The 25,862-nt window shown below is 58.8% G+C and carries 22 protein-coding genes; 5 read left to right on the top strand and 17 right to left on the bottom strand.

All coding sequences use genetic code 11. The features are described 5' to 3' along the window. Both AB7E65_RS04785 and AB7E65_RS04780 read right to left on the bottom strand, forming a co-directional pair. Positions 1–471 (bottom strand): SIR2 family NAD-dependent protein deacylase (locus AB7E65_RS04785; protein ID WP_428745373.1); only part of this gene is annotated, 471 nt, incomplete at its 3' end. Positions 472–577: 106 nt separating this feature from the next. Then, the gene (locus AB7E65_RS04780) at positions 578–1,600 is read right to left on the bottom strand and encodes a YecA family protein (protein WP_428745372.1); all 1,023 of its coding nucleotides are present in this window, start codon (positions 1,598–1,600) and stop codon (positions 578–580) included. A 294-nt stretch (positions 1,601–1,894) separates the two neighbouring features. Between AB7E65_RS04780 and AB7E65_RS04775 the strand changes: the two genes are divergently transcribed. Then, positions 1,895–3,646: an autotransporter domain-containing protein gene (locus AB7E65_RS04775; protein WP_428745371.1), complete on the top strand. Its 1,752-nt coding sequence runs from the start codon at positions 1,895–1,897 to the stop codon at positions 3,644–3,646. A gap of 654 nt (positions 3,647–4,300) precedes the next feature. Here the strand turns inward: AB7E65_RS04775 and AB7E65_RS04770 are convergent. The 9 genes from AB7E65_RS04770 to AB7E65_RS04730 all read right to left on the bottom strand — a co-directional run bounded on the left by AB7E65_RS04770 (position 4,301) and on the right by AB7E65_RS04730 (position 16,821). Beyond that, positions 4,301–4,768: a hypothetical protein gene (locus tag AB7E65_RS04770; RefSeq protein ID WP_072286357.1), complete on the bottom strand. Its 468-nt coding sequence runs from the start codon at positions 4,766–4,768 to the stop codon at positions 4,301–4,303. Positions 4,769–5,037: 269 nt separating this feature from the next. Beyond that, the gene (locus tag AB7E65_RS04765; protein WP_428745370.1) at positions 5,038–5,913 is read right to left on the bottom strand and encodes a SprT-like domain-containing protein; all 876 of its coding nucleotides are present in this window, start codon (positions 5,911–5,913) and stop codon (positions 5,038–5,040) included. 154 nt (positions 5,914–6,067) lie between these two features. Further along, positions 6,068–6,934, bottom strand: a complete 867-nt coding sequence (locus AB7E65_RS04760; RefSeq protein WP_072286358.1) for a transporter — start codon at positions 6,932–6,934, stop codon at positions 6,068–6,070. A 66-nt stretch (positions 6,935–7,000) separates the two neighbouring features. Continuing rightward, a complete protein-coding gene (locus AB7E65_RS04755; protein ID WP_072286359.1) occupies positions 7,001–8,167 on the bottom strand; it encodes an iron-containing alcohol dehydrogenase in 1,167 nt (388 codons plus the stop codon). A 36-nt stretch (positions 8,168–8,203) separates the two neighbouring features. Next, positions 8,204–9,373, bottom strand: coding sequence for an iron-containing alcohol dehydrogenase (locus tag AB7E65_RS04750; RefSeq protein ID WP_072286360.1), 1,170 nt, complete (start codon positions 9,371–9,373; stop codon positions 8,204–8,206). 437 nt (positions 9,374–9,810) lie between these two features. Further along, entirely contained in the window at positions 9,811–11,238 is a 1,428-nt protein-coding gene (locus tag AB7E65_RS04745; protein WP_072286361.1) for a sigma-54-dependent transcriptional regulator, read from the bottom strand. 150 nt (positions 11,239–11,388) lie between these two features. Further along, positions 11,389–12,390, bottom strand: a complete 1,002-nt coding sequence (gene pta, locus AB7E65_RS04740) for a phosphate acetyltransferase (protein ID WP_072286362.1) — start codon at positions 12,388–12,390, stop codon at positions 11,389–11,391. A gap of 212 nt (positions 12,391–12,602) precedes the next feature. Continuing rightward, the gene (gene buk, locus AB7E65_RS04735) at positions 12,603–13,688 is read right to left on the bottom strand and encodes a butyrate kinase (protein WP_072286363.1); all 1,086 of its coding nucleotides are present in this window, start codon (positions 13,686–13,688) and stop codon (positions 12,603–12,605) included. A 382-nt stretch (positions 13,689–14,070) separates the two neighbouring features. Beyond that, positions 14,071–16,821: a PAS domain S-box protein gene (locus tag AB7E65_RS04730; protein ID WP_428745369.1), complete on the bottom strand. Its 2,751-nt coding sequence runs from the start codon at positions 16,819–16,821 to the stop codon at positions 14,071–14,073. A gap of 240 nt (positions 16,822–17,061) precedes the next feature. Here AB7E65_RS04730 and AB7E65_RS04725 point away from each other — a divergent pair, with 240 nt between their 5' ends. From AB7E65_RS04725 to AB7E65_RS04715, 3 genes are read left to right on the top strand one after another with little or no spacing between them, the layout of a single operon-like run. Beyond that, entirely contained in the window at positions 17,062–17,622 is a 561-nt protein-coding gene (locus AB7E65_RS04725; RefSeq protein ID WP_320361720.1) for a thioesterase family protein, read from the top strand. A gap of 30 nt (positions 17,623–17,652) precedes the next feature. Next, positions 17,653–18,180 carry a YeeE/YedE thiosulfate transporter family protein gene (locus AB7E65_RS04720; RefSeq protein WP_428745368.1) on the top strand — a complete coding sequence of 176 codons (528 nt, stop codon included), beginning with the start codon at positions 17,653–17,655 and terminating at the stop codon, positions 18,178–18,180. Continuing rightward, complete coding sequence (locus tag AB7E65_RS04715; protein WP_072286366.1) at positions 18,177–18,704, top strand: DUF6691 family protein; 528 nt, start codon at positions 18,177–18,179, stop codon at positions 18,702–18,704. Before AB7E65_RS04720 ends, AB7E65_RS04715 begins: the two co-directional genes overlap by 4 nt. 102 nt (positions 18,705–18,806) lie before the next feature. Here AB7E65_RS04715 and AB7E65_RS04710 read toward each other — a convergent pair whose 3' ends face one another. Genes AB7E65_RS04710 through AB7E65_RS04700 form a run of 3 tightly spaced genes read right to left on the bottom strand, consistent with a single transcriptional unit; the run spans position 18,807 to position 22,454 of the window. Then, positions 18,807–20,474 carry an alpha-keto acid decarboxylase family protein gene (locus AB7E65_RS04710; RefSeq protein WP_428745367.1) on the bottom strand — a complete coding sequence of 556 codons (1,668 nt, stop codon included), beginning with the start codon at positions 20,472–20,474 and terminating at the stop codon, positions 18,807–18,809. A 37-nt stretch (positions 20,475–20,511) separates the two neighbouring features. Continuing rightward, positions 20,512–21,165, bottom strand: a complete 654-nt coding sequence (locus AB7E65_RS04705; protein ID WP_320361726.1) for a lysophospholipid acyltransferase family protein — start codon at positions 21,163–21,165, stop codon at positions 20,512–20,514. Further along, complete coding sequence (locus AB7E65_RS04700) at positions 21,162–22,454, bottom strand: glycosyltransferase (protein WP_428745366.1); 1,293 nt, start codon at positions 22,452–22,454, stop codon at positions 21,162–21,164. The genes AB7E65_RS04705 and AB7E65_RS04700 overlap by 4 nt, the downstream gene beginning before the upstream one ends. 277 nt (positions 22,455–22,731) lie before the next feature. Here AB7E65_RS04700 and AB7E65_RS04695 point away from each other — a divergent pair, with 277 nt between their 5' ends. Then, positions 22,732–23,127 (top strand): YHS domain-containing (seleno)protein, encoded by a 396-nt coding sequence (locus AB7E65_RS04695; RefSeq protein ID WP_320361730.1) that lies wholly within the window; start codon positions 22,732–22,734, stop codon positions 23,125–23,127. Positions 23,128–23,372: 245 nt separating this feature from the next. Here the strand turns inward: AB7E65_RS04695 and AB7E65_RS04690 are convergent, their stop codons facing one another. From AB7E65_RS04690 to AB7E65_RS04680, 3 genes are all read right to left on the bottom strand, one after another. Further along, entirely contained in the window at positions 23,373–24,551 is a 1,179-nt protein-coding gene (locus AB7E65_RS04690) for an FprA family A-type flavoprotein (RefSeq protein ID WP_428745365.1), read from the bottom strand. Between the two features lie 89 nt (positions 24,552–24,640). Then, positions 24,641–25,381 (bottom strand): iron-sulfur cluster repair di-iron protein, encoded by a 741-nt coding sequence (ric, locus tag AB7E65_RS04685; RefSeq protein WP_428745364.1) that lies wholly within the window; start codon positions 25,379–25,381, stop codon positions 24,641–24,643. Positions 25,382–25,470: 89 nt separating this feature from the next. Continuing rightward, entirely contained in the window at positions 25,471–25,713 is a 243-nt protein-coding gene (locus AB7E65_RS04680; RefSeq protein ID WP_428745374.1) for a hexameric tyrosine-coordinated heme protein, read from the bottom strand. Between the last annotated feature and the right edge of the window lie 149 nt (positions 25,714–25,862).

Genomic DNA, 25,862 nt, shown 5'->3' with positions numbered 1-25,862 from the left:
TGTGGGACTGGCGGCCATGGCCTGCTGCCACCAGGCGTAGCTGAGGTCCGCATACTGTGTGCCACAAGCAGTGCAGGTGGCACTGCGGTAGGAGCCGTGCAGTTCGATAACCTTGCGGCTGCCGGCCTGTTGGTGGAGGATGTCGATATTCTGGGTGATCACCCCGGCCAGGCAACCCGTCTGTTCCCGTTCAGCCAGCCAGCGGTGGGTAAAGGTCGGCCGGATATCCTTCACGGTGTCGACGAAATCCCGCGAGAATTCGTAAAAATACTGCGGGCTGCGCCGAAACCAGCCGATCTCGAAGACCTTCTCGGGATCGTACCGCCGGGTTACATACAGCCCCTGCGGTCCCCGGAAATCCGGGATGCCCGCTGCCGTGGAGATGCCGGCACCGGTAAGAGCAACCACACAGCGGGCCTGCCGGATCAACGCGGCGCAGCGTACCGGCTCAAGTGACTGAATTTTTACCATCGAGAGTGGCCCTTTCTGAGACCAATGCCGATTTGTCCATCTCGTTTTTATCCGGAGCTTCCGGATGGCCCCTGTCTCGTATTCATTGTCAGTGGCCCGTCGGCGCCTAAACCCCCTGAAACCGTACCGCCTCGTCAAGAAGAACCGTTTTTCTCACCCGGTAATCATGCAGAAGCGATTTTTCCCGAGGGATCGATTCCAATTCGGCAAGACCCAGAAATTGGGCGAAACATTCGAGAGTGCGCAGAGTGTAGCAGGTGCGCAGCTCCTGCTCCGGATCGTATGCCGATGCGGGCGCCATCTCGTCAAGCAGCATGGGGAATGCCTGCAGAAAGTGGTCTTCGTAAAAAGCCGCATCGCGCCATTGATCGCCGTGGCGGTGCAGCAGAAACAGGGTGAAAAGGAAGGCCTGCTGCAAAAAGGGAATCTCCGGGTAGCGGTCCCGGTAGGCCCAGTTGAACTTTTGCGTGTAAGCCCGCAGCAGGAGCGGATGGATGGCGGCGTATCCGTTGTGGGAAAGGAGGTTGCGGCAGTTGCGGCTGAGGATGAAACGGCCTTTGTATTTGCGCAGCAGTCCCGCCGCCTCGGCCACCAGACGGGTGACGTGCAGGTCGAAGAAATCCTCTTCCTTGTTGATATTGCCATACCGCGTCCGCTCGCGGCAGGCCTCTTCGCCGAAGTAAGCGAGGGCCGCCTCCCGGCAGAAATGACGCGGCAGGTTGCCTTTGGCGGTGGGCTTCAGCCCCTGCTCGCCGACGGCCTCCGCCAGCAACCGGAACAGGGTCAGGATCGGTGCCACGGGCTCCGCGGACAGGATTTCGGAAAAACGCACCAGGCCCGGCGAATCAAAAGGGTCGTAGAGCAGCTGATGCATCTGCTGCGCCGACAGGCCGGCAAAATCGGCCACAGACTGCTGGTTGCGCTGCTGCATATGGGTCTTGAGGAAGGCGTTGGCCTCTTCGAGCGATTCGAAATCGCGCCCTTGCAACGCCTGACGGATTTCAGCAAACATGTCCGCCGGGGTCTGACCAGAGGGGGCATCCCGGCGCTGGCCCAGGCAGCATTTCTTGTACTTCAGTCCACTGCCGCAGGGGCAGGGATCGTTACGGCCGACTTTGTCCTCCGCCATAAGGATTTTCTCCCGGCATAGCCTTGTTGGTCTCAAACCGCACCGACGCAATGCTGTGCGGACCTTTGTATGACAGAAAGTGTAAATGAAATGCGGGTTTTCAACAACGTGGGAATGGATCTGCCCGGCGTGTTTATTTCACGCTAGTATCCATCCGGGGTTTTCGGATGGCTATTAGCTTAAAATAACCGTGTTTTTTTGATGATGTTATGCTAAATTTCTGACCATATATCTAATGAGCTTTCTTGGTTTTTCCCAAGATTAAGGCAGTTTTTATTGTGAGGAGGTACAGACATGAAAACCATCGTTTTGAAAAAGTGGGGGCTGGTCTTATCGGCCTGCCTGCTGTGGGCCGCTCCGGCGGCGGCCGTCGGAAACTACACGACCATTTTTTCGGAGAGTTTTGACGACAGTCCCTTCGTCGACCGGGGCTGGACCACCCAGGATCTGCAGGGCAGCGGCATGACCTGGAGCTGGTACAGCTCAGTTTCAACATTCCGCCTGTCGAGCGACATCAGCTCCGGTGGCGTGGTTGGGGCCGATTCCGACGTTCATTACGGCTATTACTGGGATGCGGCGCTTGTTTCGCCCGCCATCGACCTTGGCGCCGCGCGCGAGGTCATCCTGAGGTTTGCCGGGAATTTTCAGACTTTTGCTCTATCAGATAGAGCATTTCTTGATATCAGCACCGACAGCGGCGCCACCTGGACCAATCTGGCAACCAAAAACAGCGACGACCCTGCCGGCGGGCTTCTTCAAGAATTTTTTCTGAACGACTATCTGGGGCAGACGGTACAACTGCGCTGGCGCTATGTCACCGGCGGCACCTGGGAGTGGTTCTGGTACCTGGATAACATCCTGGTGTACGCCATGCTGGGGGTCGAGTTTCCGTTTGCACCCGCCACCGCCAACCAGGCGGCGATTCTCGCCAGCCTTACAGGGCTGACCGAGGGTGCCGAAGGGCAGACGCTCGATGACCTGCAGGCCCTGGCCGATCTCGGCGATGGCGCGTTTCAACGCGGTCTGGACGCCCTTTCGCCCGAGCCTTACGCCGCGCTGCGCGATGTCAGCCTGCAGTTGACCCGGCGCTTTGCCGGCATCGCCCGAAGCCGCACCGAACGTCTTGGCGACAGCGCCCGCACCCTGGCCGGCATGCCGCGCCATTATGCCGCTGCCAACAGCGTGATGAGTGATGTGGATTACATCGCTGGCGAAGACAGCAACGGACTGTGGGCACAGCCGTTCCTGCTCAGAGCGGACCAGGACGGCAGCGGTGGCCGTTTCGGCTACCGGCACAACGCCTACGGTTTCGTGCTCGGTTTTGACCGCCGCATCGGCTCCAACGGCCTGGCAGGAGCCTTCTTCGGCTATGGCAACGGTGATGTGCGTTACGACACGGTCAACGCCGATACGGATCTGGACAGCTATTGCGGCGGCCTCTACAGCGGCTGGAAGCTCGGCCGTTTCGATGTCGATGGCGGCGCCTCCTGGACGCGCAACCGCTATGGCACCGAACGCGCCATCCAGCTCGCCGACGGCACCCGCAAAGCCACCTCCAGCCATGATGGGGATGAAATTTCCGCGTGGCTCGGCGGCGCCTACCACTGGCTGCGCCTCGGCGCCTTCGAACTGCAGCCCATGGCCTCCTTGCAGTACGCCTACTACGACGGCGAAAGCTTTGACGAAAAGGGCGCCGATACCTTCAATCTGCACGTCCGGGGCACCGATGCCCACTCCATCGCTTCGCGCCTGGGTTTGCGCCTGAGCAGCGCCTTCAGCTACGAAAAACAGTACATTACCACCGAAGTGCGCGTGGAATGGGCTCATGAATTCGGTGAAATCAACCGCCAGGTCAGCGCCAACTTCGCCGGCGTGGATACCTTCACGGTAGACGGCATCGAACCGGAACGGGATGCCGCCATCATCGGCCTGGGCGTGGCCAACAATTTCACCGACCATCTGTCCATGTTCGTCAACGGCGACGTCGAGTTGCGGGATGATTTCAGTGGCTGGCAGATTGCCGCGGGGATGCAGGGATCGTTCTGAATTCGGCGCAACAGCGTTTTTGAAATAAAAAGGAAATTGCAAGGAGCGGACTCCAACAGTCCGCTCCTTTTTTGATGTTGGTAATTTTCCCCGGCCGGCGCTTTACTCACCTCCCCCCCCGGCTCCTGGCCCGCCTGCAACGGCGTCACAAGGGGGAAAAGACGGCAAACCGGGTTTGCCGTAAACCAATCTCGCAGCGCCGGTTTCCGCAACAGCCCAACTGAAAACTGGCGACGCACTACCGATACGCAAAAGCCCTACGCAGCGCAACCCCACCAAACGGGCAGCGCCGCTGACACAAGGCAGCGCCCTTGGAGCCGGAGCCTATCATAATGGCGATAGCCGACCCTACGTCCTTTCTTTCCATACTTTCTTTAGACGAGTAAAGAAAGTATGCCGGCTGCCGGCCGGGACCGGCGAAGTTGAAGTAAAAGATTTTGACCTAAGCTGGCAGCTCGCAGCTTTCAGCTCGCAGCTTTCAGCTCTCAGCTTTCAGCTTTCAGTTCTAAACCTTTAACTTCAATACCGCGGGGTGGCGCCCCCGCCCGGCGCTGCACTCCGGCCGCGTCACAAAGGGAAACAAGGAAAGAAATCCATATCCTTCAGCACCAAAACCAACGGGGAAGAGCACTGCCGCCCTTCCCCGTTTCCTTATCAACCTTTATGTTTATGCCCCTTCCCATTGCCCTTGCCATGGCCACGCCCATCGTCCTGCGGATAATGAGCCCTGCCCTTGTAATGATGTCTGTCCCTTCTGTAATGGGCATATTCCGCATCCCTTGCACGGATGATGTCCCGATAACGTTTTTTGGCCAGCCCGGGCGGCAGATGCCGGGGACCGACACCCTGCCAGGGGCCATTGTAGCTCGCGCCCCGATACCAGCGGCGATCCTTGCAGACATAGTAGCTGCCGCCGACATAGAACATGTCATAAGGCACCCCTACGGCAACATGAAAGCCAAGTTCGGCGGGCGCCAGGAACACGGGGGGCTCGTGCACGACGACGGGACGGGCGCCGTGGCTGCCGATGTGCACATCGAGGCCGAAGTCCACGTCGGAGGCCTGGGCGACGGACGTTCCCATCAGGGCAACGGCCAGCAACAGAAAAAGCATGTGTCTCATTTTCGGATCTCCTTTGCAATGCAGGATAAAAATGAACCTCTACCGGAAGAGCACGATTCATGCCGCCGGGGATGAATGAAACCCCGGTCGATGGTTTTGGCAATTGAGACGGTTTGTCAGGCGCAAGGTTTACCGGGTTCCGGGAAATTTTTGCAGGACCGCGCCTTTTTTGGAGAATGGGGCGTTACCATGAAGCGACATGCGAAGGCAGGGCTTGGAGCGCAACCGTACTCATGCAAAGGGAATGGATGGCAACGGACTCAGTCGGTCTAGCGGTCGGGACAACATTGCTGCCAGCGCTCTTGCGTAAAGGTCTCGAACACCACCTCTCCCTTGCAGCGCTTGCACACTACATGACGCCGGCGGCGTTCGGCGGTGGCGACCCAGCAGCCGTTGCAGCAGCTTACGATGTAACGTGGCGGCGCGAAGCGCAGACCATGGCAACGCTCCCCGCTGCCGCCAAGCCGTTTGGCCATGGCACGCCATACGGCATCGTGGTTGTGCCCGGGCCCGACCAGGGCGTGGGCGATTTCGTGCAGCAGGGTATCGAGAATTTCAGCCTCGGGGGCATTGCGCGCCAGATGCCGCGACAGGGTGATGGTCCTGCTGCCGTACCGGCAGCTACCGGCGCGACGCGTGGCGTCGTCAAAAACAAAACGCCAGTTCTTCAGGCCGTGGCGCTGGAGCATCTCTCCAGCCTGCTGTTCGACAGCCTCCAGCCGCGAGACATCGTCCGAAGGGGTTGGTTGCGCCGCTCCTTCCGTTGCCTCGCGCGCCAGCAGCGCATAGCAAACGCGGTATTCGTCGCGGTTGTCGCACACCACCAGCGCCCGTTTGGGATTGAGCCGCGCAATACAGCCGGCGACGGTTTTCTCGCGGAACCGGAAACACACCCGGTCGCCGACCTGAAACTGCAGGGGGGAAACCGCGGGGACCGGAAGCTCAACAGGAGGAGGCTGCACCACGGGTGCCCGGGTAGGCGGCACCAGCTGTTCGTGGTCAAGCCGGTAAACGCGGCGGTCGTCGCCGAGGACATACACCTGCCGCCGATCGGCACGCGCCACGGTGCCGGAAAGTTCGCGGCCCTGATGCATGAAGCGGACGGTCTGCCCGAGCTGGAAGGGAGATCTGCCTGGTTGGGTCATTGACAAACTCCGGGGAAACGGGTGGATTCCGTGTCGGAGTCTGCCAGATTTCTTAAGCGAGGGCAAGACCTTGGCCCCGGCGCAAAAAAAATCCCCTCTGCCCAGGAGGGGAAAATCTCGCAGAAAAATCGAGAATGACAGAACAGCCTGAATCTCAGTAGAAAAAGGCAAAGCGAGCCTGAATCGACTTGGTCTCGACGCCGCTCTTGACCCCGAAGTCGTCCCGATACTGCAGCAGCAGCTGGTAATTGTCGCCGATATTGAAGGCGGAGGTGAACATCAGGGCATGATTGTCCTGATCGTCCTGCTGGTCGATGCCGTCGATTTCGGTTTCGCCGCCGTTGGCGTAGAAATAGCTCAGGCCGAGCCACCAGCGCTTGGTGACATCATAGCTCACGTGCACTTCGGCGCCGTAGAGCGGGTCCTGCTTTTTGGTAACCGTTTCCTCCCCATTCCAGCAGTCGTCGTTGTCGCCGAAAATCGTGACATTGCCGATCAGGTCGATGTAAAGCGGCCCGAAGCCCTTGACCAGGCCGATTTCATTCTTGAGCGCCCAGCGGTTGGCGCCAAGGTTCAGCGCCCGTTTCTTGCTGTATTCGCCGATAGGAATGGTGAAGTAGGGCGTATAGCCGAGCCACAGCTGTTTTTCCGGGTTGTTGACGAACCAGGTGGTCATGAGAAATACCGGGTCGGCGATGCCGGAACTGGATGTATCGTTGACCAGATCGCCATCGAGACTGGCTTCGCCGGCGATGATAAGGGCCTGCGGATCGACCACGAACGGCCCGAGATTGGTGTAGTACACCGGACGGAAGATGACGATATTCTGGCTGAGATTGAAATCGGTGGAAACGACCTGGTCATCGTTCTTGAGGCGGTGGCCGGTGATGTGCTGCAGGTAGGTGCAGAACAGCATACTGCCGGCCGGCAGCGGGATGTAGTCACGGGGATCGGCCGATCGGGCCAGATCCGGCACCAAAAAAGCGCTCAGCAGAACGCTGATGATCAACAGTCTTTTCATGTCCCTGCCTCCTGGATGAAAATGAAATTCCGGGGGCGACCCCTGTCGCCCCCGAAGCACGGGTGATTACATGGCCGCCCGGTACAGGGCCATGATTTCATCGATGCTGATCAAGCGCGGATTGGTCAGACAGCAGACATCCTTCGAAGCGTTTTGCGCCAGAATCGGGATATCGTCTTCCTTGACACCCAGCTCACCCAGGCCGGCGGGAATGCCGACATCCGCCGACAGCCGCCGCATGGCCGCGATGGCCTTTTGGCCGGCATCCATGACGGACAGGCCGGTCACGTTCTCGCCCATGGCGACGGCGATGTCCCGGAACCGCTCGGGACAGGCGATGAGATTGTACTGTTCGACCACCGGCAGCAGCACGGCATTGCATACCCCGTGTGGCAGATTGTAAAAGCCGCCAAGCTGATGCGCCATGGCATGCACGTGGCCGATGAAGGCGTTGTTGAAGGCCATGCCGGCCAGGTATTCGGCAAAGGCCATGCCTTCGCGGGCTTCGAGGTCCTGGCCGTTGGCCACGGCCTTGCGCAGCCACTTGGCGATCAGTTCGATGGCCTGCAGACCGCAGGCGTCGGTGGCCGGAGTGGCCATGATCGAAACATAGGCCTCCACGGCGTGGGTCAGGGCGTCCATGCCGGTGGCGGCGGTCAATGCCGGGGGCAGACCGACCATGAGCAGGGGGTCGTTGATGGCGACCGTGGGAGTGATCTGGGCGCCGCCAATGGCCATCTTGACGTGGTTGTCGGTATTGGTGATGACGCAGAAAAAGGTCATCTCGCTGCCGGTGCCGGCCGTGGTGTTGATGGCGATCTTGGGCGGGGTCGGTTTGGCGATCTTGCCGACGCCCTCGTAATCGCGGATCGAGCCACCGTTGGTGGCCACCACGCCGATGGCCTTGGCGCAGTCATGGGAGCTGCCGCCGCCCAGGGATACGATCAGATCGCAGCCGTTGTCCCGGTAGACTTTGAGGCCGGCTTCCACATTTTTGTCGGTCGGGTTGGGTTCGGCACCATCGAACACGACCACCTGCAGACCGGCTTCTTCCAGGTTGGCCTGGATGTCGCCCGCCATGCCGAGCTTGACCAGCCCCTTGTCGGTGACCAGCAGGGCCTTTTTGCCGCCGGCCTTTTTCGCTTCGGCGCCGGCCTGTTTGGCGGCGCCTACGCCCAGCAGGCTGACCGTGGGAATATTGAAAACGAACGTCTGTTCTGCAAGAGCCCTCATATCTTCCTCTCTTTCCTGAAATCGCAACGGGAATATTTACATCGCCTTTTTGTACAACTCGATAATGTCTGCAACCTTCACAGTGCGGGGATTGAACAGGGTGCAGACGTCTTTCATGGCGTTTTCGGCCATGACGGGAATATCCTTTTCGGTCACGCCGATGGCGGCCAGACCTTTGGGAATGCCGATGTCCCTGGACAGGCGACGGATAGCGGCGACGGCCTGTTCGGCCGCTTCCATGGTGGTGAGACCCTCGATGTTTTCGCCCAGAAGTTCGGCAACTTTGGCGTATTTTTCGGCGTTGGCGATAAGGTTGAATTCACATACCACCGGCAGGCAGATGGCGTTGCACACCCCGTGCGGCTTGCCCAGCAGACTGCCCGGCTGATGAGCCATGGAATGTACGATGCCCAGACCGGCGCTGTTGAAAGCCATGCCGGCCAGGTATTCGGCGTAGGCCATGGCGTCGCGCGCTTCCAGGTCGGTGCCATTGGCCACGGCCTTGCGCAGCCACTTGCCGATCAGTCTGATGGCCTGCATGGCCAGGCAGTCGGTGACCGGGTTGGACAGCAAGGTGGTGACATAGGCTTCCACGGCGTGGGTCAGGGCGTCCATGCCGGTGGCGGCGGTCAGCGATGATGGCAGACCGACCATCAGGCCCGGATCGTTGACGGCCACGTCGGCGGTCAGACGGGCATCGCAGAACACCATTTTGACCTTGGTGTCGGTGTTGGTGACCACCGCGAAGCGGGTCATCTCGCTGCCGGTGCCGGCGGTGGTGTTGATGGCGATGTAGGGCGGCAGGTCGGCCTGCAGGGTATCGATGCCGGCCCAATCGCGGATGTCGCCGCCGCTGGTGGCCATGATGGCCATGCCCTTGCCGCAGTCGTGGGAGCTGCCGCCGCCCAGGGTGACGAGCAGGTCACAGCCGTTGTCCTGCCACACCTTGAGGCAGTCGCGCACGTTGAGATCGGTGGGATTCGGCTCGGCTCCGTCGAAGACGGTTACGCTCAGGCCGGCTTCCTCCAGGTAGCCCTTGATCTGGTCGGCGACCCCGATCCTGGCCAAACCGGCGTCGGTGACGATCAGGGCCTTGGTGCCGCCCAGCACCTTGGCCTGCTGACCAACCTGCTTGACCGCTCCCAGCCCCAGGAGACTGACCGTAGGCATATAGAATCCGTAAACCTTTTCTGCCATTGCTCCCATGATGCATTTCTCCTTCTGTTGTGTAACGGGTTAAAGAGAGCATGCGGACGGTGCCGGCATGCACATAACAACGAACCGCGGCTGCATCCTCCTCCACAAAGCCAACGGTGAATCCGCAACACACCAGAGCAGAGAACATACCAAGTATCGTAAACGGAAATTATGTTTTACTTTCAATATGTTGAATAAAATTCGCAGGCCTTGCGCAACCTTTTGGGGTGCAACGAATCCTGCAAATTTAGAACGATGTTTTTAGGGAATTGCCAGATGAAAACCAGAATAAAGCAGATTTGTCAGCGGCCAGCAAAGGGATGCGCAAGGGGATGCAAGAAAGATTGACAGAACAGAAAGATAAATTGAGGAACTATAATCCTCGGATAAAACGCCTTCTCAGCTTTATGCCGCAGCGATGCCACGGCACGGACTCACGACGAAATTCAACGCCCGTCAGGCGGCTCCTGACGTTTGAGGCGCTGGTTGAGAGCCTGCCGCGAGATCCCCAACAGGGTCGAGGCGACCCCTTGATTGCCTCTGGCCAGATCCATGGCGGCCATAATCAGCAGCCTGTCCATCTCCCTCAGGGTGGGAAACCGCCCGAACAGAGTGCGCAACCGTTCGGCGGCGGGCCGATCCCGATCCGGAGAGGGTAATTGCACGGTTTTTTCGCGGCAGATCACGCTTTTGAAGCTGTCCATGGACAGCACGCCGGACTGATGCCGGGCCACGGCATCATAAACCATGGCCTGCAGCTCCCGCACATTGCCCGGGAAGGCATAGCTGCCGAGCAAACGCGACAGTTCCGGATTGGAAACCGGCGGCTTCTTGTGAAATTCCCTGGCCGCCCTGGTGACGAAATAATCGAGCAGAACGGGGATGTCCTCGAGCCGCTCGCGCAGCGGCGGGATATGCACATGATGGGCGCAGAGCCGGTAATACAGGTCGCTGCGGAACTGCTCTTTGCTCATCATCTGCTGCAGATTCTTGTTGGTAGCCACCACCACGCGGGCGTCGCTCTTGCGCGGCACATCGGAACCGATGGGGTAGTACTCCCCCTCCTGCAACAGGCGCAGCAGTTTGACCTGAGAGGCTTCCCCGAGATCACCGATTTCGTCGAGAAACAGGGTGCCACCGGCAGCCTGGGATATCAGTCCTGCCCGCGGCCGGTCGGCGCCGGTAAACGCGCCGCGCTCGTGGCCGAACAGGGTATCGGAAAACAGGTTGTCATCCAATCCGGCGACATTGACGCATACAAGCTTGCCGGCAAGTCTGCTGAGCTGATGGATGGCGGTAGCGAACAGTTCCTTGCCAACACCGGTTTCGCCGGTTATGAGAATCGGCTGGCGGGAGCAGGCGATGACCTCCATGTAGCGGAAGATGGCGGTCATCTTCTTGCTGCAGGTAATGATCGGGGCGAACACTTCGGGGTGTTCGAGCTGATCCGAAAGCAGCTGTTCCTTGAGCAGATGCACTTCGTTGCGCAGGTTGCACAATTCCAGGATGCGCTGCACGCTGGTCACGAAGCGGGTTTTATCGACCGGTTTGACCAGATAATCGTGGGCGCCGCTCTTCATGCACTGCACCGCCAGCTCCAGTTCGTCGCTGGCGGTCATGATCAGCACCGGAATGTGGGGATATTTGCGGCAGATATCGATCAGCAATTCCTGGCCGGAAACATGGGGCATGAACAGGTCAAGTACGATGACACCGAAATTGCGTTTGGCCAGCAGGGGCATGACCAGACGGCTGTCATCGCAGGTCTCGACCTCGCGAATCCCGGCGCTGCGCAGAATGGTACGGGAACTGAAAAGGATGTTGGGCTCGTCGTCGACCAGCAGAACCGGGAGAGTGTCACAGCCAGGCACCATGGTATCCAGCCTCCTTGCGGTGGATGGCGACGGGCCTGAAACTTAGCCCGCCGCATGGGTTGCACCGGGGCTGCGCCCGGCGACCAGGACATTCTACCCGCCGGGCGAAAATATTGCCAGACCTGCGTTAGCGCCGGACCGGAAGGCCGCTTACCCCAGGCTCTGCACGGCGGTCATCGCCACCGTACTGACAATGTCCTCCACCGTGCAGCCGCGGGACATGTCGTTGAACGGCCGCGCCAGACCCTGTACCATCAGCCCCGCCGCCTGGGCCCCGGCAATGCGCTCGGTCAGCTTGTAACCGATATTGCCGGCATTCAGATCGGGGAAAATGAGGGTATTGGCCCGGCCGGCAACCGGCGATCCCGGCGCTTTCTGGCTGGCGACCTGGGGGACGATGGCGGCATCCAGCTGCATTTCGCCGTCGATCAGCAGTTCCGGCGCCAGACTTCGGGCGATCTGGACCGCCTGCCGCACGCGGCGCACCTCCTCATGGTCGGCGCTGCCCATGGTGGAAAAGGACAGCATGGCCGCCCGCGCCTCCACCCCCAGCAGGCTGCGGCAGCTGCGCGCGGTGGTTACGGCGATTTCGGCCAGTGCCTGCGCATCGGGACGGGGATTGACCACGCAATCGGCGAATAGCAGGGTGCCGTTTTCACCGAGCTCCGGCCGGGGAGTCACCATCAGCATCACCGAAGAAACGGTACGGATGCCGGGGGCGGTGCCGACCACCTGCAAAGCCGCGCGCAGTACATCGCCGGTACTGTTAAAGGCTCCGGCCACCGCGCCGTCGGCATCTCCTTTGCGTACCATCATGGCCGCGAAGTGCAGTTGATCCAGGGCCAGCAACTGTTTGCAGGCTTCGCCGACGGTAAGCCCCTTGTGCTTGCGCAGATCCGCCAGTTCTTCAGCATAATCCTGCAGCAGGGCGCTGGCAGCCGGTGCCAGCAGCGTTACCCGGCTCAGATCCGCACCGACCGTCTCGGCCCGGTTCAGAAGAGACTCGGGGTCGCCGAGCAGCACGATGCGGGCCAGCCCTTCCCCGGCAATACGGCCGGCAGCCAGCAGCATACGGTCATCGTAACTTTCCGGCAACACGATGGTCTGCGGTTGGCGCCGCGCGTTTTGCTTGATCTGCGATATAACATCCATTGTCATCCCCCGATAACATCCGGTTTGGCCAGTCGCCTGCCACCAGGTCATGCCTTGGGTAAAGCAGCGACCGTGCCAGTCTGATAATTCTCAAAAACCCTCTATTTTTTAAAGCCTTACAACCACCAGCAAGCCATCCATGCTCCCTCAAGGGGCTGCAACGAAATATTCATGTGCAAAAAATATTGCACGAAACAGCGCTTGCAATCCCCTCAGCGCGGAGCATAAACCCGCGCAAATTCCTCGTTCCGCAACACGCGCAGGGCGCCCTGTGCAAGAGCGAGCATTTCGTCCTCGCCCGGATAGGCCCAGACGGTGGCGATCCACCCGACCCTTTCGCGGATCCATTCGACCAGTTCACTCCAGTGCGCCACCCCGCCGGTCAGGACGATGGCATCGACATCGCCGTTCAGCACGGTAGCCATGGCGCCGATTTCCTTGGCGATCTGATAAGCCATGGCCCGGGCCACTGCCAGGGCTTGGCTATCTCCGGCGGCGATGCGGCGGCCTACCTCGATGGCCGAATTGGTCCCCAGATAGGAAACCAGGCCCCCTTGCCCGATGAGCTTTTTCTTGATTTCCGCCTTCGTACAGGTACCGCCGAAGCAAAGCTCGACCACATCGAGCAGCGGCAGGGTGCCGCTGCGCTCCGGCGAAAAGGGCCCGGCATCGAGAGCGCCGCTGACATCGACCATGCGGCCATGCCGATGGGCGGTGACGGAGACGCCCCCGCCGAGATGCGCGATGATCAGATTGAGTTCTGCGTAATCCGCAAAATGGTCGGCGGCGGCGCGACGGGCCACCGCCTTGATATTCAGGGCATGGCCAATGCTGTGCCGCTCGATACCGGCCAGGCCGGAATACCGGGCGATGTCGTCCATTTCGTCCACCGTCACCGGGTCGACGGTAAAGGCCGGCGCGCCGGCGAGACCGGCGATCTCCCTGGCAATCAGCACGCCCAGGTTGGAGGCGTGCTCACGGGGACCGATGGCCCGCATTTCCTCCAGCATGGATTGATTGACGGCGTAGGTACCGCTTTCGAGGGGACCGAAAAGGCCGCCCCGGCCGACGACGGCATCCAGCCCGTTCACAGCGACGCCGTGCTTTTCAAGCCAATGCAGCACCGAATCGCGCCGGAAGGAATACTGGTCCGGCACATGGGCGAAGGGCGCCAGGGCATCCGTGTCGTAGCGCAGGGTTTCCTGCAACAGCAGGGTGTCGTTTTCAAACAGGGCGACCTTGGTCGATGTGGATCCCGGATTGATGGCGAGAATCCGATAGTTGGCATGTGTCGACATGGCTTTATCCTTGGCAACCGGGTTGACATGAATACCTGGCAGGCAGCTTTTCCATCCGGATTTTCCGGAAGGTGAAGATGTACAATCAGCAAGCCCGATGCCAGTCCTGTGCGATGGTGCAACTATCCGTAATTTAATATAATTATGTGGTTTAAAGCAGGATGTTCACGCCCCATGGGGATGCAACGCGGTGGCGGAGGCATACGAGAGAAGAGCGGTTGAGAAAGGCGGTCGTATCAGGATGGACCAGGGCCATGGAAAGGCTCTGCAATAGCAATAAATCTTGCAGTCATGGCCGCCATCCCGGACGTCACTTACGGCTGAGCCCAACCTGTATTTTTCTGCCAAAGCGCTTCGAACGTCTCTCTCTTGCCGGGCAGTTTCAAAGGACCGGTAGCGTCACCGTAACCGTGGTCCCGACTCCAACCGTCGATTCAAAATCGATGGTACCCTTGTGATCGTTGATGATGGCGTAGCAGATCGACAGACCCAGCCCGGTTCCGCCGGATTTGTGCCTGGTGGTGAAAAACGGATCGAGGATGCGGCCACGGATTTCCTCGGGGATGCCGATACCCTGATCGCGGATCCTGATCACCACGGCGCGGGGTGCCTGTTGCAGGGACGTCGAGAGGAAAACGCCGGACTGACGATCCGGAAGGGCCTGCAGGGCATTGATGAGCAGGTTGATGACAACCTGCTCGATCTTCTGGTAATGCCCCATGATCCGCGGCAGCCCCTCTTTCAGGTCACAGCTGAAATGATCGGTACTCTGCTTGATCTTGTTGGCCAGAATCACCAGCGCGGCGTTTATGACCCGGTTTATGTCGAAGGGGCGCCGCATCGCCTCATCGTCCTGGCGGGAAAAATCCTTGAGGCTGCTGACAATATTCTGAATGCGCCGGGAACCTTCAATGAGACTCCCCAGCAATTGGGGAATATCCCTGAGAGCCTCCCCGACGGGCAAACCACCGATGGTAAGATCGGGACGATGCTCGGCATGCTCCTGCAGGCTGCGGCGGATATCGGGCCAGGCCTCCTCCAGAAACTGGGCATTTGCCAGCAAATAATTGTTGGGATTGTTGATTTCGTGGGCGATCCCCGAGGCCAGGGTGCCAATGGCGGTCATCTTGTTGGCCTGGATCAGTTTGGCCTGCATCTCACTGCGCTCCTTGCGGATGCGCAGTTTTTCGGTGATATCGCGAAAGGTGCCGTAAAGATAGACCTGCCCCCTGGAGCGCAGCAGCCGGCCGCGAAACGCGGCCATTACCGTATTGCCGCGACGGTCCACGGTGCCCAGGGGGGAAATCTGGCTCCAGGGGGCATCATCGCGGCAGACATCCTGCTTGCCGGCGAGCTTTTGGGAAAATGAGGCCAGCACTGCCGGCTTCATGAGCAGTGCGAGGCCACCGGAGCGTAAATGCTCCTTTCCATAACCATAAAGCCTCACCGCCGCCGCATTGGCATCGAGAATCGACAGGCTGTGCGGATCGAGCAGGAACGCCGCATCTTCATTCTGTTCGAAAATCTGCCGGAAAAGCTCCTCGCTTTCCCGCAGGGCGACTTCGGTACGCTTGCGCTCGGTTATGTCGGCAAGGATGCCGACGGTCCCGATGATTCTGCCTTTTTGATCGTACAGGGGCGCGGTGGAAAAGCTGATATCCAGCAGGGTGCCGTCCTTGCGGCGGCGGCGGGTTTCCTGACCGTGAAATTTCTCGCCCCGGTTCATGCGGGCCAGGTTTTCCAGAAACTCGGATTCCTGCCCTTCGGGGACCAGACGGTAACGCTGGCCCAGCACCTCCTTTTCGGTCCAGCCGAACATCTGCTGGGCGGCGGGGTTCCAGAGCTCAATGCAGCCTTGCCGGTCCAGCACGAAAATTGCCAGCGGCGACGCCTGGATGGTCGCCTGCAGGGTCTGGTTTACTTCCCGCAGGGCGATCTCCGCCCGGCGCTGCTCGGTAATATCGCGACTGGCGAAAATCGAGCCGGTTACCCGCAACCCCGCCATGGTGCACTTGGCTACCGTTTCCAGCCAGATGTAATGCCCGTCCACATGGCGGTAGCGGAACTCTTCATGCACCCTTTTCTTTTCGGGCAGAGTGACCTGGAAAGCCTCCCGCATGCGTTCCATGTCGTCGGGATGCATCCAGTCCCACAAGCAGGTACCGACCAAACCTTCATAATCGAAGCCGAGCATTCCTCGATGGGAAGGGCTGAGGTAGGTGAAAATCCCGTCCGTATCGGCGGTGCTCACCAGGGCCGGCATGTTGTCGGTAATGCGCCGCAGTTGCTCTTCGTTGTGGCGCAGGGCTTGCTCCGTGTGAATGCGATCGGTGACGTCGCGGCTGGCGAACACCGCACCGTTGATGCGGTTCAGCTTGTCGGTGGTGCATTTGGCGATGGTTTCCAGCCAGATGTAGTGGCCATCGGCATGCCGGTAGCGAAACTCCGCACGCACGCTTTTCAGCGCCGGCAAAGTCACCTGAAAGGTGATCCGCATGCGCTCCAGATCGTCGGGATGCATCAGATCGTACAGCCAGGTGCCGACCAGTTTTTCCGGGACAACCCCCAAAACCGGGCCGTGAGACGGCGAAAGATACCGAAAAAACCCGTGTTCATCGGCTTCGCTGACCAGATCGAGCATGTTGTCGGTGATGCGGTGCAACAGGTCCTGGCGTTCACGCAGCGCCGTTTCGGCCCGCCGGCGCTCGGTCACATCCCTGATGATGCCGAGAATTCCGGCCGTGTTGTCCTCCAGTCGCAACGGTGCAATCTGAATGATGACCTCGCGGCGGCGGCCTTCATAACTGACGATGCTGGTTTCGTACTGATGACAGGGGATCTTTTCCCGAAGCAGGAGGGTGTCGTTGTGGCGGTTGACATGAGCGATGGGGGGTAAAAATAAATCCCTGTCGGTTTTGCCGACGATCTGTTTATATTCCAGACCAAGCAAGCGCTCGAAGGCGGCATTGCATCGCTGATAGGTGCCATCGGCGTATTTGAAGAAAACCGGATCCGGTGCCAGACGAATGATTTCATCGAACAATCCCTGCCCGCCCGGGCAGCTGGCAGTGCCGTCAAGTGAAGGTTGACAACCTTTTTCTGCGGGGCCTTGCGGATTTCTGGACCGGACCATGGTCAACTCCATGTCTTGTTAAAATACCCGACCGACGCGCTCCCCGCCAGGGGGGATGGCCTGTCTGAAACGATGACGATTCCATGATAGAGTAAACCCGATAAGCAACTGAAGTAAAAAAATCAGGCTTTCACAGGCCATTGCAAGCATATAATGAACTTGCCTGAAGCCCCTGGGCTGGTTATGCTTTACCTACATCGTTCAACCGATCCGGGATACACAACCAACGGAAAATAATTTATGAACCTCTATTTTCGCCTGATCTGGATGATCCTGCGGGTATGGTTTCTTCGCCGCAAAACGGCCCTTACGGAAACCTTCCGCCGGCCCTTCCGCGCCTTGCCGACGGACTGCGATATCAACCTGCACCTGACCAACGGCCGCTATTTCAGCCTGCTCGACATCGCCCGGATCGAACATCTGGCGCGCATGAAGATGATCGGACCGCTGCTGAAACGACGTTGGCTGCCGGTGCTCAATGCCACGGAAATCACCTTTATCCGGCCTGTCGCTCCATTGTCCAGATTTGACATCGCGACCCGCATCATCACCTGGGATGACAAATATCTCTATATGGAGCAACGGTTTGAAACACCCGGCACCCTGCACGCCGTATCCCTGGCGCGGGCCGCCTTTGTCTGCCGGGGAGAGCTGGTGCCTCCGGCGATGGTGGCGCAACTGGCCGGCCACACCGGGGAAGCCCCGCCCCACCCCGACATCGTGGGCGGCTGGCACGCGCTGCTGAAAGATAAAAAAGAGCACTTCTCCGCAAGCGCGGCTTCCGGTAAACAAGCACGATGACCTTCACCCCACCACAAGGAGGAAAAGCGAATGAAACAGATGGATCAGGGCAGTTGGAACCCTTACGTCGCGGGGGCGCTGACCGGTGTCGTCAGTGTTCTTTCGGTATGGGTGGCGGGAAAGTACTTTGGTGCCTCGACAACCTTCGTGCGCGCCGCCGGCATGATCGAGAAGCTGTTTATGCCTGAACGGGTTGAGAACACGGCGTATTTCATCAAGACAGCACCTGTCGTCGACTGGCAGTGGATGTTCGTTGTCGGCATTTTCGTCGGCGCCCTGATTGCGGCGCTCAGCTCCGGCTCCTTCCGTCTGCAGGCGGTACCGGACATGTGGGCCGCGCACTTCGGCGCCAGAAGCGGCGGCAAGCGTGCCGCTGTCGCCTTTATCGGCGGCGCGATCCTGATGTTCGGGGCCCGCATGGCCGGCGGCTGTCCAAGCGGACATGGCCTGAGCGGCACCATGCAACTGGCAGTGAGTGGCTACATCTCTCTGGTCTGTTTTTTCATTGGCGGGCTGTTTACGGCCAGACAGATCTTCAAAGGAGGTGGCAAGTCATGAAAACCCTTATCATCGGCCTGATAACCGGTATTCTGTTTGGCTTCCTGCTGCAAAAAGGGCGGGTGCTGCGCTACGACAAGCAGCTTGGCGCCCTGCGGCTGCAGGATATGACCATCGTCAAGTTCATGCTGTCCACCGTCATCGTCGGCATGGTCGGCATTCACCTGCTTAACGATTTCGGCCTGGTAGCCTTCAACATCAAGGGCGCCGTGCTGGGCGCCAACATCATTGGCGGCCTGATCTTCGGCATCGGCTGGGGGATGGTCGGCTATTGTCCCGGCACCTCGCTGGGGGCCCTGGGCGAAGGCCGCTGGGATGCCCTGTGGGGCATTCTCGGCATGCTGGCCGGCGCCGGACTTTACGCCGAAGCCTACCCTGCCATGAAAAAAACCGTCCTGAGCTGGGGCGACCTGGGTAAGATCACCCTTGCCGATGTAACCGGCATCCATCCCTGGGTCATTATCGTGGTGCTGGCGCTCGGCGCGCTGGCCCTGTTCCGCTGGTTCGAAAAAAAGGGCCTGTAACCCCCGCCCGTCATACCCGGCACATCATGCTGAACAAAGGGGCAACCCGGCAGCGCCGGTTGCCCCTTTGTTGCGCTTCACCCGCGACACGCCGCAATAAGGCTATTCTGAAAGCTTCGCCGAAGCCCTGACCTTCGCACCCAAGGCATCGGTCAGGCGTTTTAACGCCGGCGAGTGATCGTTTGCATCGAGATGCACATCAATGACAGTAGGCACCAGACTGTTGTCCAGAGCCGCTTTGAGAGCCTCTGCAAATTGGGTTTCGGTGAAAACCTCAAAACCCCGCCCGGATCCGATCGCTTCTGGAAGCCGGCTGTAACGCCAGGCGGGGATGTCGTTGAATCCGCCATCGGTCATCGGCCGCTCGGTGCCGTAGCCGCTATTGTTCAGCACCACCACGATAGGCGACAGGCCGAAGCGGGCGGCGGTGGAGATCTCCATGCCAGTCATCTGGAAAGCGCCGTCGCCAACCAGCACCAGCGGTCGCAGATCGGGTCGGGCCAACTGTGCACCGATGGCACCCGGCACGGCGAATCCCATGGAGGTGTAGTAGGCCGGAGCGAGAAAAACGGCCGGATGGCGAATGGTCAGGTCGATGGCCGCGAACATCGCCTCACCGGGATCGGCCAGCAACACCATGCGGCCGTCGATAACGGTTTCCAGGCAGGCGAACAGACGACGGATGGTGATGGGCTCATCCCGCGCTTCGAATGCCGGCGAAGGCTCCAGTTTCGGCCGATCGACCGGCACTCTCCCGCTCAGCGCAACAATGTCGGCATCGCACAGTCCCTGTAGAAAATCTGTCAGAAAAACATCCGGATAGCGATGAAACGCCATGCAACTGCCGTCACTGGCAGAGGAAATTGTCAGGGCCTGATCGAGCCTGGCAGTGAAGATGCCCAGGTTTACATCGGTCATGAAGGCGCCGAGCATGATCAGGCAGTCGCTGTTTTCCACCGCCTGGCGGGTCTCTTCCTTGCCAACGGCCCCTGCATAGACCCCGAGAAACAGAGGATGGTCTTCGGACAAAGTCGATTTGCTCAGGGGAGTGGTGGCAAAGGGGATGCCTGTCTTATGGACAAACTCTAAAAAAGACTGCTGCAGGCCAAAACGCTGAATCTCGATGCCGGCAATCAGAACCGGACGGCAAGCCCGGGTTATGCGCCTGACGGCTTCGTCAAGAGCTTCGCGCAATGCCTGCGGGTCACTTGCTTCTGGTGGCGGCATCGGGTCTCGCGGGCAACTGCAAGTCGCCGTGGTGAGGTCGCGTGGCAACTCGATGTAGACCGGCCGCTTGTAGCGCACTGCGGCGGCCAGCACCCGATCGATCTCGCAACAGCCGTTCTCCACCTCGGTAAGATCGGTTGCGGCCACGGTGAGTTGCCGGAAAATCTGCAGTTGCGTATCGAAATCGCGCACCTTGTGGTGCAGCAAGGGGTTGCGCCAGCGTTCACTGAGCCCTGGCGCGCCGCTGATCACCACCAATGGTGACTTCTCGGCAAATGCCTGGGCGGTACTGTTGGCGATCTTGAGCCCGCCAACGCAATAAGTAACGCAGACCACACCGAGACCACGCAGGCGGGCATAGGCATCGGCGGCAAAGCCGGCCCCCTGCTCGTCACAGGTATTGATCACCCGCAATGGGCTGTTTTCAAGTTGCTGGAAAAACTGCAGAACGTAATCACCCGGTACGCCGAAGATGTGCTCAACGCCGTAATCGGCCAACCGGCGGATCAGATACTCGCTGACGGTTTTCGGCTGGGTTTCCATCTTGACTCCTCCAGGCAGATGCTGCCGGGTTCATACCTCATCCGATCAGGTCCATGGCCTGTCGTGCGTACCTTTGCATGGCCTCATCCAGCAAAGCGGCCTGACGTGCCGCGCCGTCCTTGTCGAGCGTCGCCGGCAGACACATCGGTTCACTGATCACCAGGCCGATCCGGGCATAGGGCGGCGGCAACAGCATGCGGTCCCAGCGATGGTTAAGGCACCATGCCGGGCGGGCGGCCACTCCGACCAGCTGAATAGAAAAGCCGAAGTGCGCCGCCAGACTCAGCAATGCCGGCTTGATCTGATACAGGGGCCCCAGCGGACCATCGGCGGCCGTTCCCCATACGGCATGTTCTTCCAGGGCGTTGCGCAATGCCGCCAGGAAACGCCGGCCATGCTCATCAGGCAACTCCACGGTGGCGAAACCGAACCTGCGGCTTATCTGCGCTATCACCTGACCACGCAGCGAACGATTGGTCAGAATGCAGGCATTTTTGCCCCGCAACAGGGCGAACAGCGGAACATAACTGCCGTGCCAGAACAGCACCAGCGTGCGCCGCCTGCCGACGATGCAGCCATCGAGATGCTCCACGCCGATGGCGCGGCGCCGCCAGGTACAACACCAGAGGCGCAGCAACACAGCACCGGCGGCGCCCAGCAGGCGAGCCCGCCAGGTAGCAGATGGCATCATTCGCTGGTTTCTCTTACCTGCAATTCGGCCTCCGCGCTCAGAGCCTCGCCCAGGGCACGGGTAATATTCGACAGGATCTTCCATTCCTCTTCCAGGCGATGACAGGCGGCGCCCCAGCGACTTTGCTCCGGCGAAGCCTTGCCGTGATGTTGCAGCAGGCGTTGGTAAAGAGCCAGCATGCGGTCGGCGCTGCGGGCCATGCTGAATTCCCGGGAGGTCTCAAGTGCCCCCTGCTGCAGTTCTAGCCGCTCCACCGCGGAAAGCTCCAGCACCCCCTGTAATGCCCCGACAAAATCCCCGAGATTCTCCCTGGGCAGCAACCGTCCATTGAAACCATCCCGCACGATATCCCGCACGCCGGATGCGGCCACGGCAACCACCGGCGTGGCGGCCGCCATCGCTTCCGCCAGAACCATGCCCTGCGTCTCGCTCTGGGAGGCGAATACGAAAACATCCAAAGCCCGGTAGGCAGCAGTCAGCTGCAAACGATCCAGCACACCGAGCATGTGCAGCCGATCGCGCAGGCCTTGCTCGGAGAACATCCCTTCGATCTGCTGCTTGCAAGCCCCTTCACCGGCTATAAGAAACCTGGCCCGATGGTGCTTCCGCAAAAAACGGGCAACCGCCTGCGCCAGAAAACCGAGGTTCTTTTCCGCGGACAGCCGCCCCACATACCCGACGACAAAGGCATCCTCCGGGATCCCCACGGCACGGCGAAATGCCATGCCATCGGCGGCGGCAAAGGGTTCGGGGTCGATGCCGGTTGGAATAACCTCGACAGGACGCTGCACTCCTCGATGGCGCAGGCAGTCGGCCAGGGTGGTGCTTGGCGCCACCACGGCGTCGCACAGATTGCAATAGCCGACCGCCAGTTCCATGACAAAGCGGCGCACCCGCTCGGAGTCGAGGGGCAGATAATGGGTGTAGCGTTCATACATGGTGTGGTGGGTAAACAGAATCGGCAAGTGCCGCTGGGCAGCTGTGCGCAGGGCCGTATCGCCCAGCAGGAACGGATGATGCGAATGAACGATGTCGGGAGCGAAGGCGTCGAGGGTACGTTGCAGGCCGACCGGTGCCGGCAGGGGAACCGAAAAATCGCTGCCATGAAAATGTTCGACTGCGGGGAATCGCAACACATCCGTTTCCTCTGCCGGGGCGCCTGCAAATTGCGGCGCGATGACGAGAACCCGGTGTCCCTGCTGACGGAAAGCGTCGCAATAACTCTGCACGCTACGAGCCACACCGCCGACATGGGGGGTAAAGGTATTGGTGACCATCAGGATATTCATCGCGACCTCGACAAAAGGAAAACACGGGGCATACTTTTCATGAATCACCTGCTGGCTTTAATTTTAACCGGTTTGCCGTCGCTGGCCAGTCCCCGACAACGACCCGCCGAATAAAATGGGGCCACGACCCTATTTTACGCGACCCGAAATTTATTGAACAACATAACGCATTCTGCCACAATGCTGGCAAAGTCGGCTCCCCACCCACGCCTCATCCACTGACGTGGCGGGAGGAAATGTTCCCGGACGTTCTATTTCGCAAGGAAAGGATTGTGCTATGTCCCGAATTCTCAACGCTGACCCCCATGGCAAAATCGCGCTTCAGGGTTACGATCCGGTAGCCTTTCATACGGCCGGCAAAGCCGTGAAAGGCAATCCCGCGATCCTGGCCGAGAGCAGCGGCTACAAATTCGCCTTCTCCTCGGAAGAAAACAGGACGGCGTTCGAAAAACAGCCGGAAAAATATATGCCCGCCTTCGGTGGCTACTGCGCTTTCGGCGTTTCCATCGGCGTTCTGTTCCCCGTGGAAATCGACACCTGGGAAATTGTCGACGGTCGTCTGGTGCTCCAATACACCAATGAGATCAAACAGATGTTCGAGGAGAACAAGGCCGAAAACCTCCGCAAGGCCAATGAGAACTGGGCCAGAATGGAGCCGGAACTCGCCAGATAATCCTGCTTTCATCCGGAATTTCCGGATGGCATCTCCCTTATTTCCAGTTTCGAGCAAAAAGGCTCCTTTCTTCGAGGAGCCTTTTTGCTTCTTCAGAACAAATCATGGGCCAAAAGGAGGCGACCCCTTTCGGGAAAAACCCTGGCCTGTCTCCCCCCGGGACGGGCGGATGTTGTGCGGAACCATATCCGCCAGACCTGGAGCGGCAACCATGCCATCCGGCGAAAGCTCCCCCCCTTTTGCCGTCAGGCAAAGCCGAGGTCTTTATGTTTCCGGGCAATCGTGACGGCCATTTCATCCAGCGCCTTGAAAGTGGCAGGTGTCGGAAGCCCCTTGCAGAGGACAGGATCCAGCACTTCGACCTTGAGATTGGGGATCATCCCCGCAAGAACCTCCACGGTCTTCCCTCCCCAGCTGTAGGATCCGATGATGGACAGAAGCTTTGCCCTGGGTTTCAGGGCGTTGGCCAAAAACGTGGCATACGCTGCATAAGGATGCGGTCCGGCCAGAACGGTCGGGGTTCCGACCACAATGGTGCCTGCATCCACCAGCGTCATGGCCAGCTTTCCGATGTCCGCAATCGCCAGGTTGAACAGTTCGACCTTGACGCCTTGCTCCGAAAGTGCCGCGGTAAGATGTTCTACCATCCGCCTGGTGCTCTCGTGCATGGATACATAAGGCAGAACCACCATATTTTTGGGAGCCCCCGATACCCAATCATGGTAGGCATCCATAATGAATGCCGGGCGCGAGTAGATCTGACCATGGCTGGGAGCGATCATCTCGATGTCGAGAGGGGCGAGTTTTTCCAGGTTTTTCTGGATCATGCTCCTGAAAGGCATCATGATCTCGGCGAAATACCGCTTGGCAGCCTCGTAGACACGGCATTCATCCGTCACAAAAAGCTCGTTCGTGGCGATGTGGGACCCCAGGAAATCGCAACTGAACAGGATCCTGTCCTCTTCCAGATAAGTGACCATCGTCTCCGGCCAGTGGACCCAGGGGGTATGCATAAACTTCAGCGTCTTGTCGCCGAGGGACAGGGTCTCACCGTCTTCGACCGTCTTGAAGGAGGCATCGGATATCTGCAGAAGATCGCTAAGCAGCTCTTTGGCCTTTGGCGTCGAGACGAGCCTGGCCTCGGGATACTTTTCGAGAACCCGGGGGATCGTTCCGGAATGATCCTGCTCCGCGTGGTGGGAGATGATGTAGTCGATTCTGGCAACCCCTTCAAGCTGCGCCATGAGTTCGTCGGCCATGGGCGGATCGACCGTGTCCAGCAGGGCGGTTTTCTCACTTCCTTCAATGAGGTAGGCGTTATAACTGGTGCCGTCCGGGAGGGGGATGAGAGAATCGAACAGGCGCCGGTCCCAATCCACGGCCCCCAGCCAGAAAATCCGATCTTTGATCCTTCTCTTTTGCATGATGATGCCTCCCTTAAGTCACGGTTATCGTCATCTGGACGCGGATTTTTCGTTATGCGCAATCAAAAACATTTTCTGGCGGCCGTTTTTCAACCGCTGTCCTTAAGAAGCTGATCCACTTTCGGAAAAACTATATTGTTTTCCAGATGCACATGCTGGTGGAGGTCCTTCTCGAAGGCTTCCAGCCCCTGATAGGCGACGGCGTAGGTATTGCAAGCGTCGCCCGGCAGTAGAAAATCGCCCGAAAGACGGCGAATGGCATGGATTGCACCGCCGGCGGTTTCATGTTCGCTGCGCAATCTCGCAAGACCGGTGCGAACATCATTCAGCTTTAAGGAGGCGATCTCGTCCTTTTGTGCTCCGTAAAGGTTTTTGAAAGCCGGGAAAAAACGTTCTTCCTCATCGCGCAGGTGCTTCTTCAGGTCGTCCATTAATCCTTTGAAAATAGTGGCGATCTGCTTTAATTCCGGATGACGCTCACCGTGGACTTCAACAATTTTTTGTGTGTGGACGAGAAGCTGCGGACCATGCTCATTGATGTAGACATGATGGATATTCACAATATAGTCGATGAGCAGGGGAAGGGGCCATTGACCATGGTTTTTACCACGGTCGGCCATAGATTTCCCCAGTGCGGCAATTTCCTTAATGATTAAATCCGGATCAATCCCCTGGTTCCGGCAGGCTTCCGCCAGGGGCACATTGCCACCGCAACAGAAATCGATCCTGTACCTGTCAAAAATGTTGGCGGCACGATAATCATCAGCGACGATGCTGCCTATGGTTTCAGACAACAAACTCTGCTCGAAAACATCTTGCGATTCGGACATTTCGCACCTCTTCGCTGATAAAACAAAAGATAAGTGGTTGAATTTGAGATATCTTTATTTAGTTTGAATCCGAAGTTTCCAGATGGACACTATTTAGTGTTTCGCCAGTAGTTGTTTGCTGCCGCAACCGTCTGAAAATTGATGGCTATTACCTGCGAACATGCAATCAAGGCATCAGTATCTCGTGAATAGACCTCTCTAAGCATAAATAGAACATTTTTATCTTTTTGTGTTGTGGTTACTCCTTTCCTGGAAAGTTTCACAGCAAGTTGAAATCCTTCTTCAGGTGTTTTTGTTATCAAGGTCAAGGGGGTCTCTTCTTTTTTTGCCATGACTTGAGAATCGCTGGATTGAGCTGCCAATGCAGTCGTTACAATTAAAAAACCAAAGACAAGAAAAATAACCGTTCCATTAATTTTCATGGCATTCTCCTTTGAGTTTATGCAGTGTGGTGCTGGCAGAATTTATCTTCAATATTTCC

Origin of the sequence: Syntrophotalea sp. (assembly GCF_050253115.1) — a bacterium.
Classification (GTDB): domain Bacteria; phylum Desulfobacterota; class Desulfuromonadia; order Desulfuromonadales; family Syntrophotaleaceae; genus Syntrophotalea; species Syntrophotalea acetylenica.
This window is presented reverse-complemented; position numbering and strand designations above follow the sequence as displayed.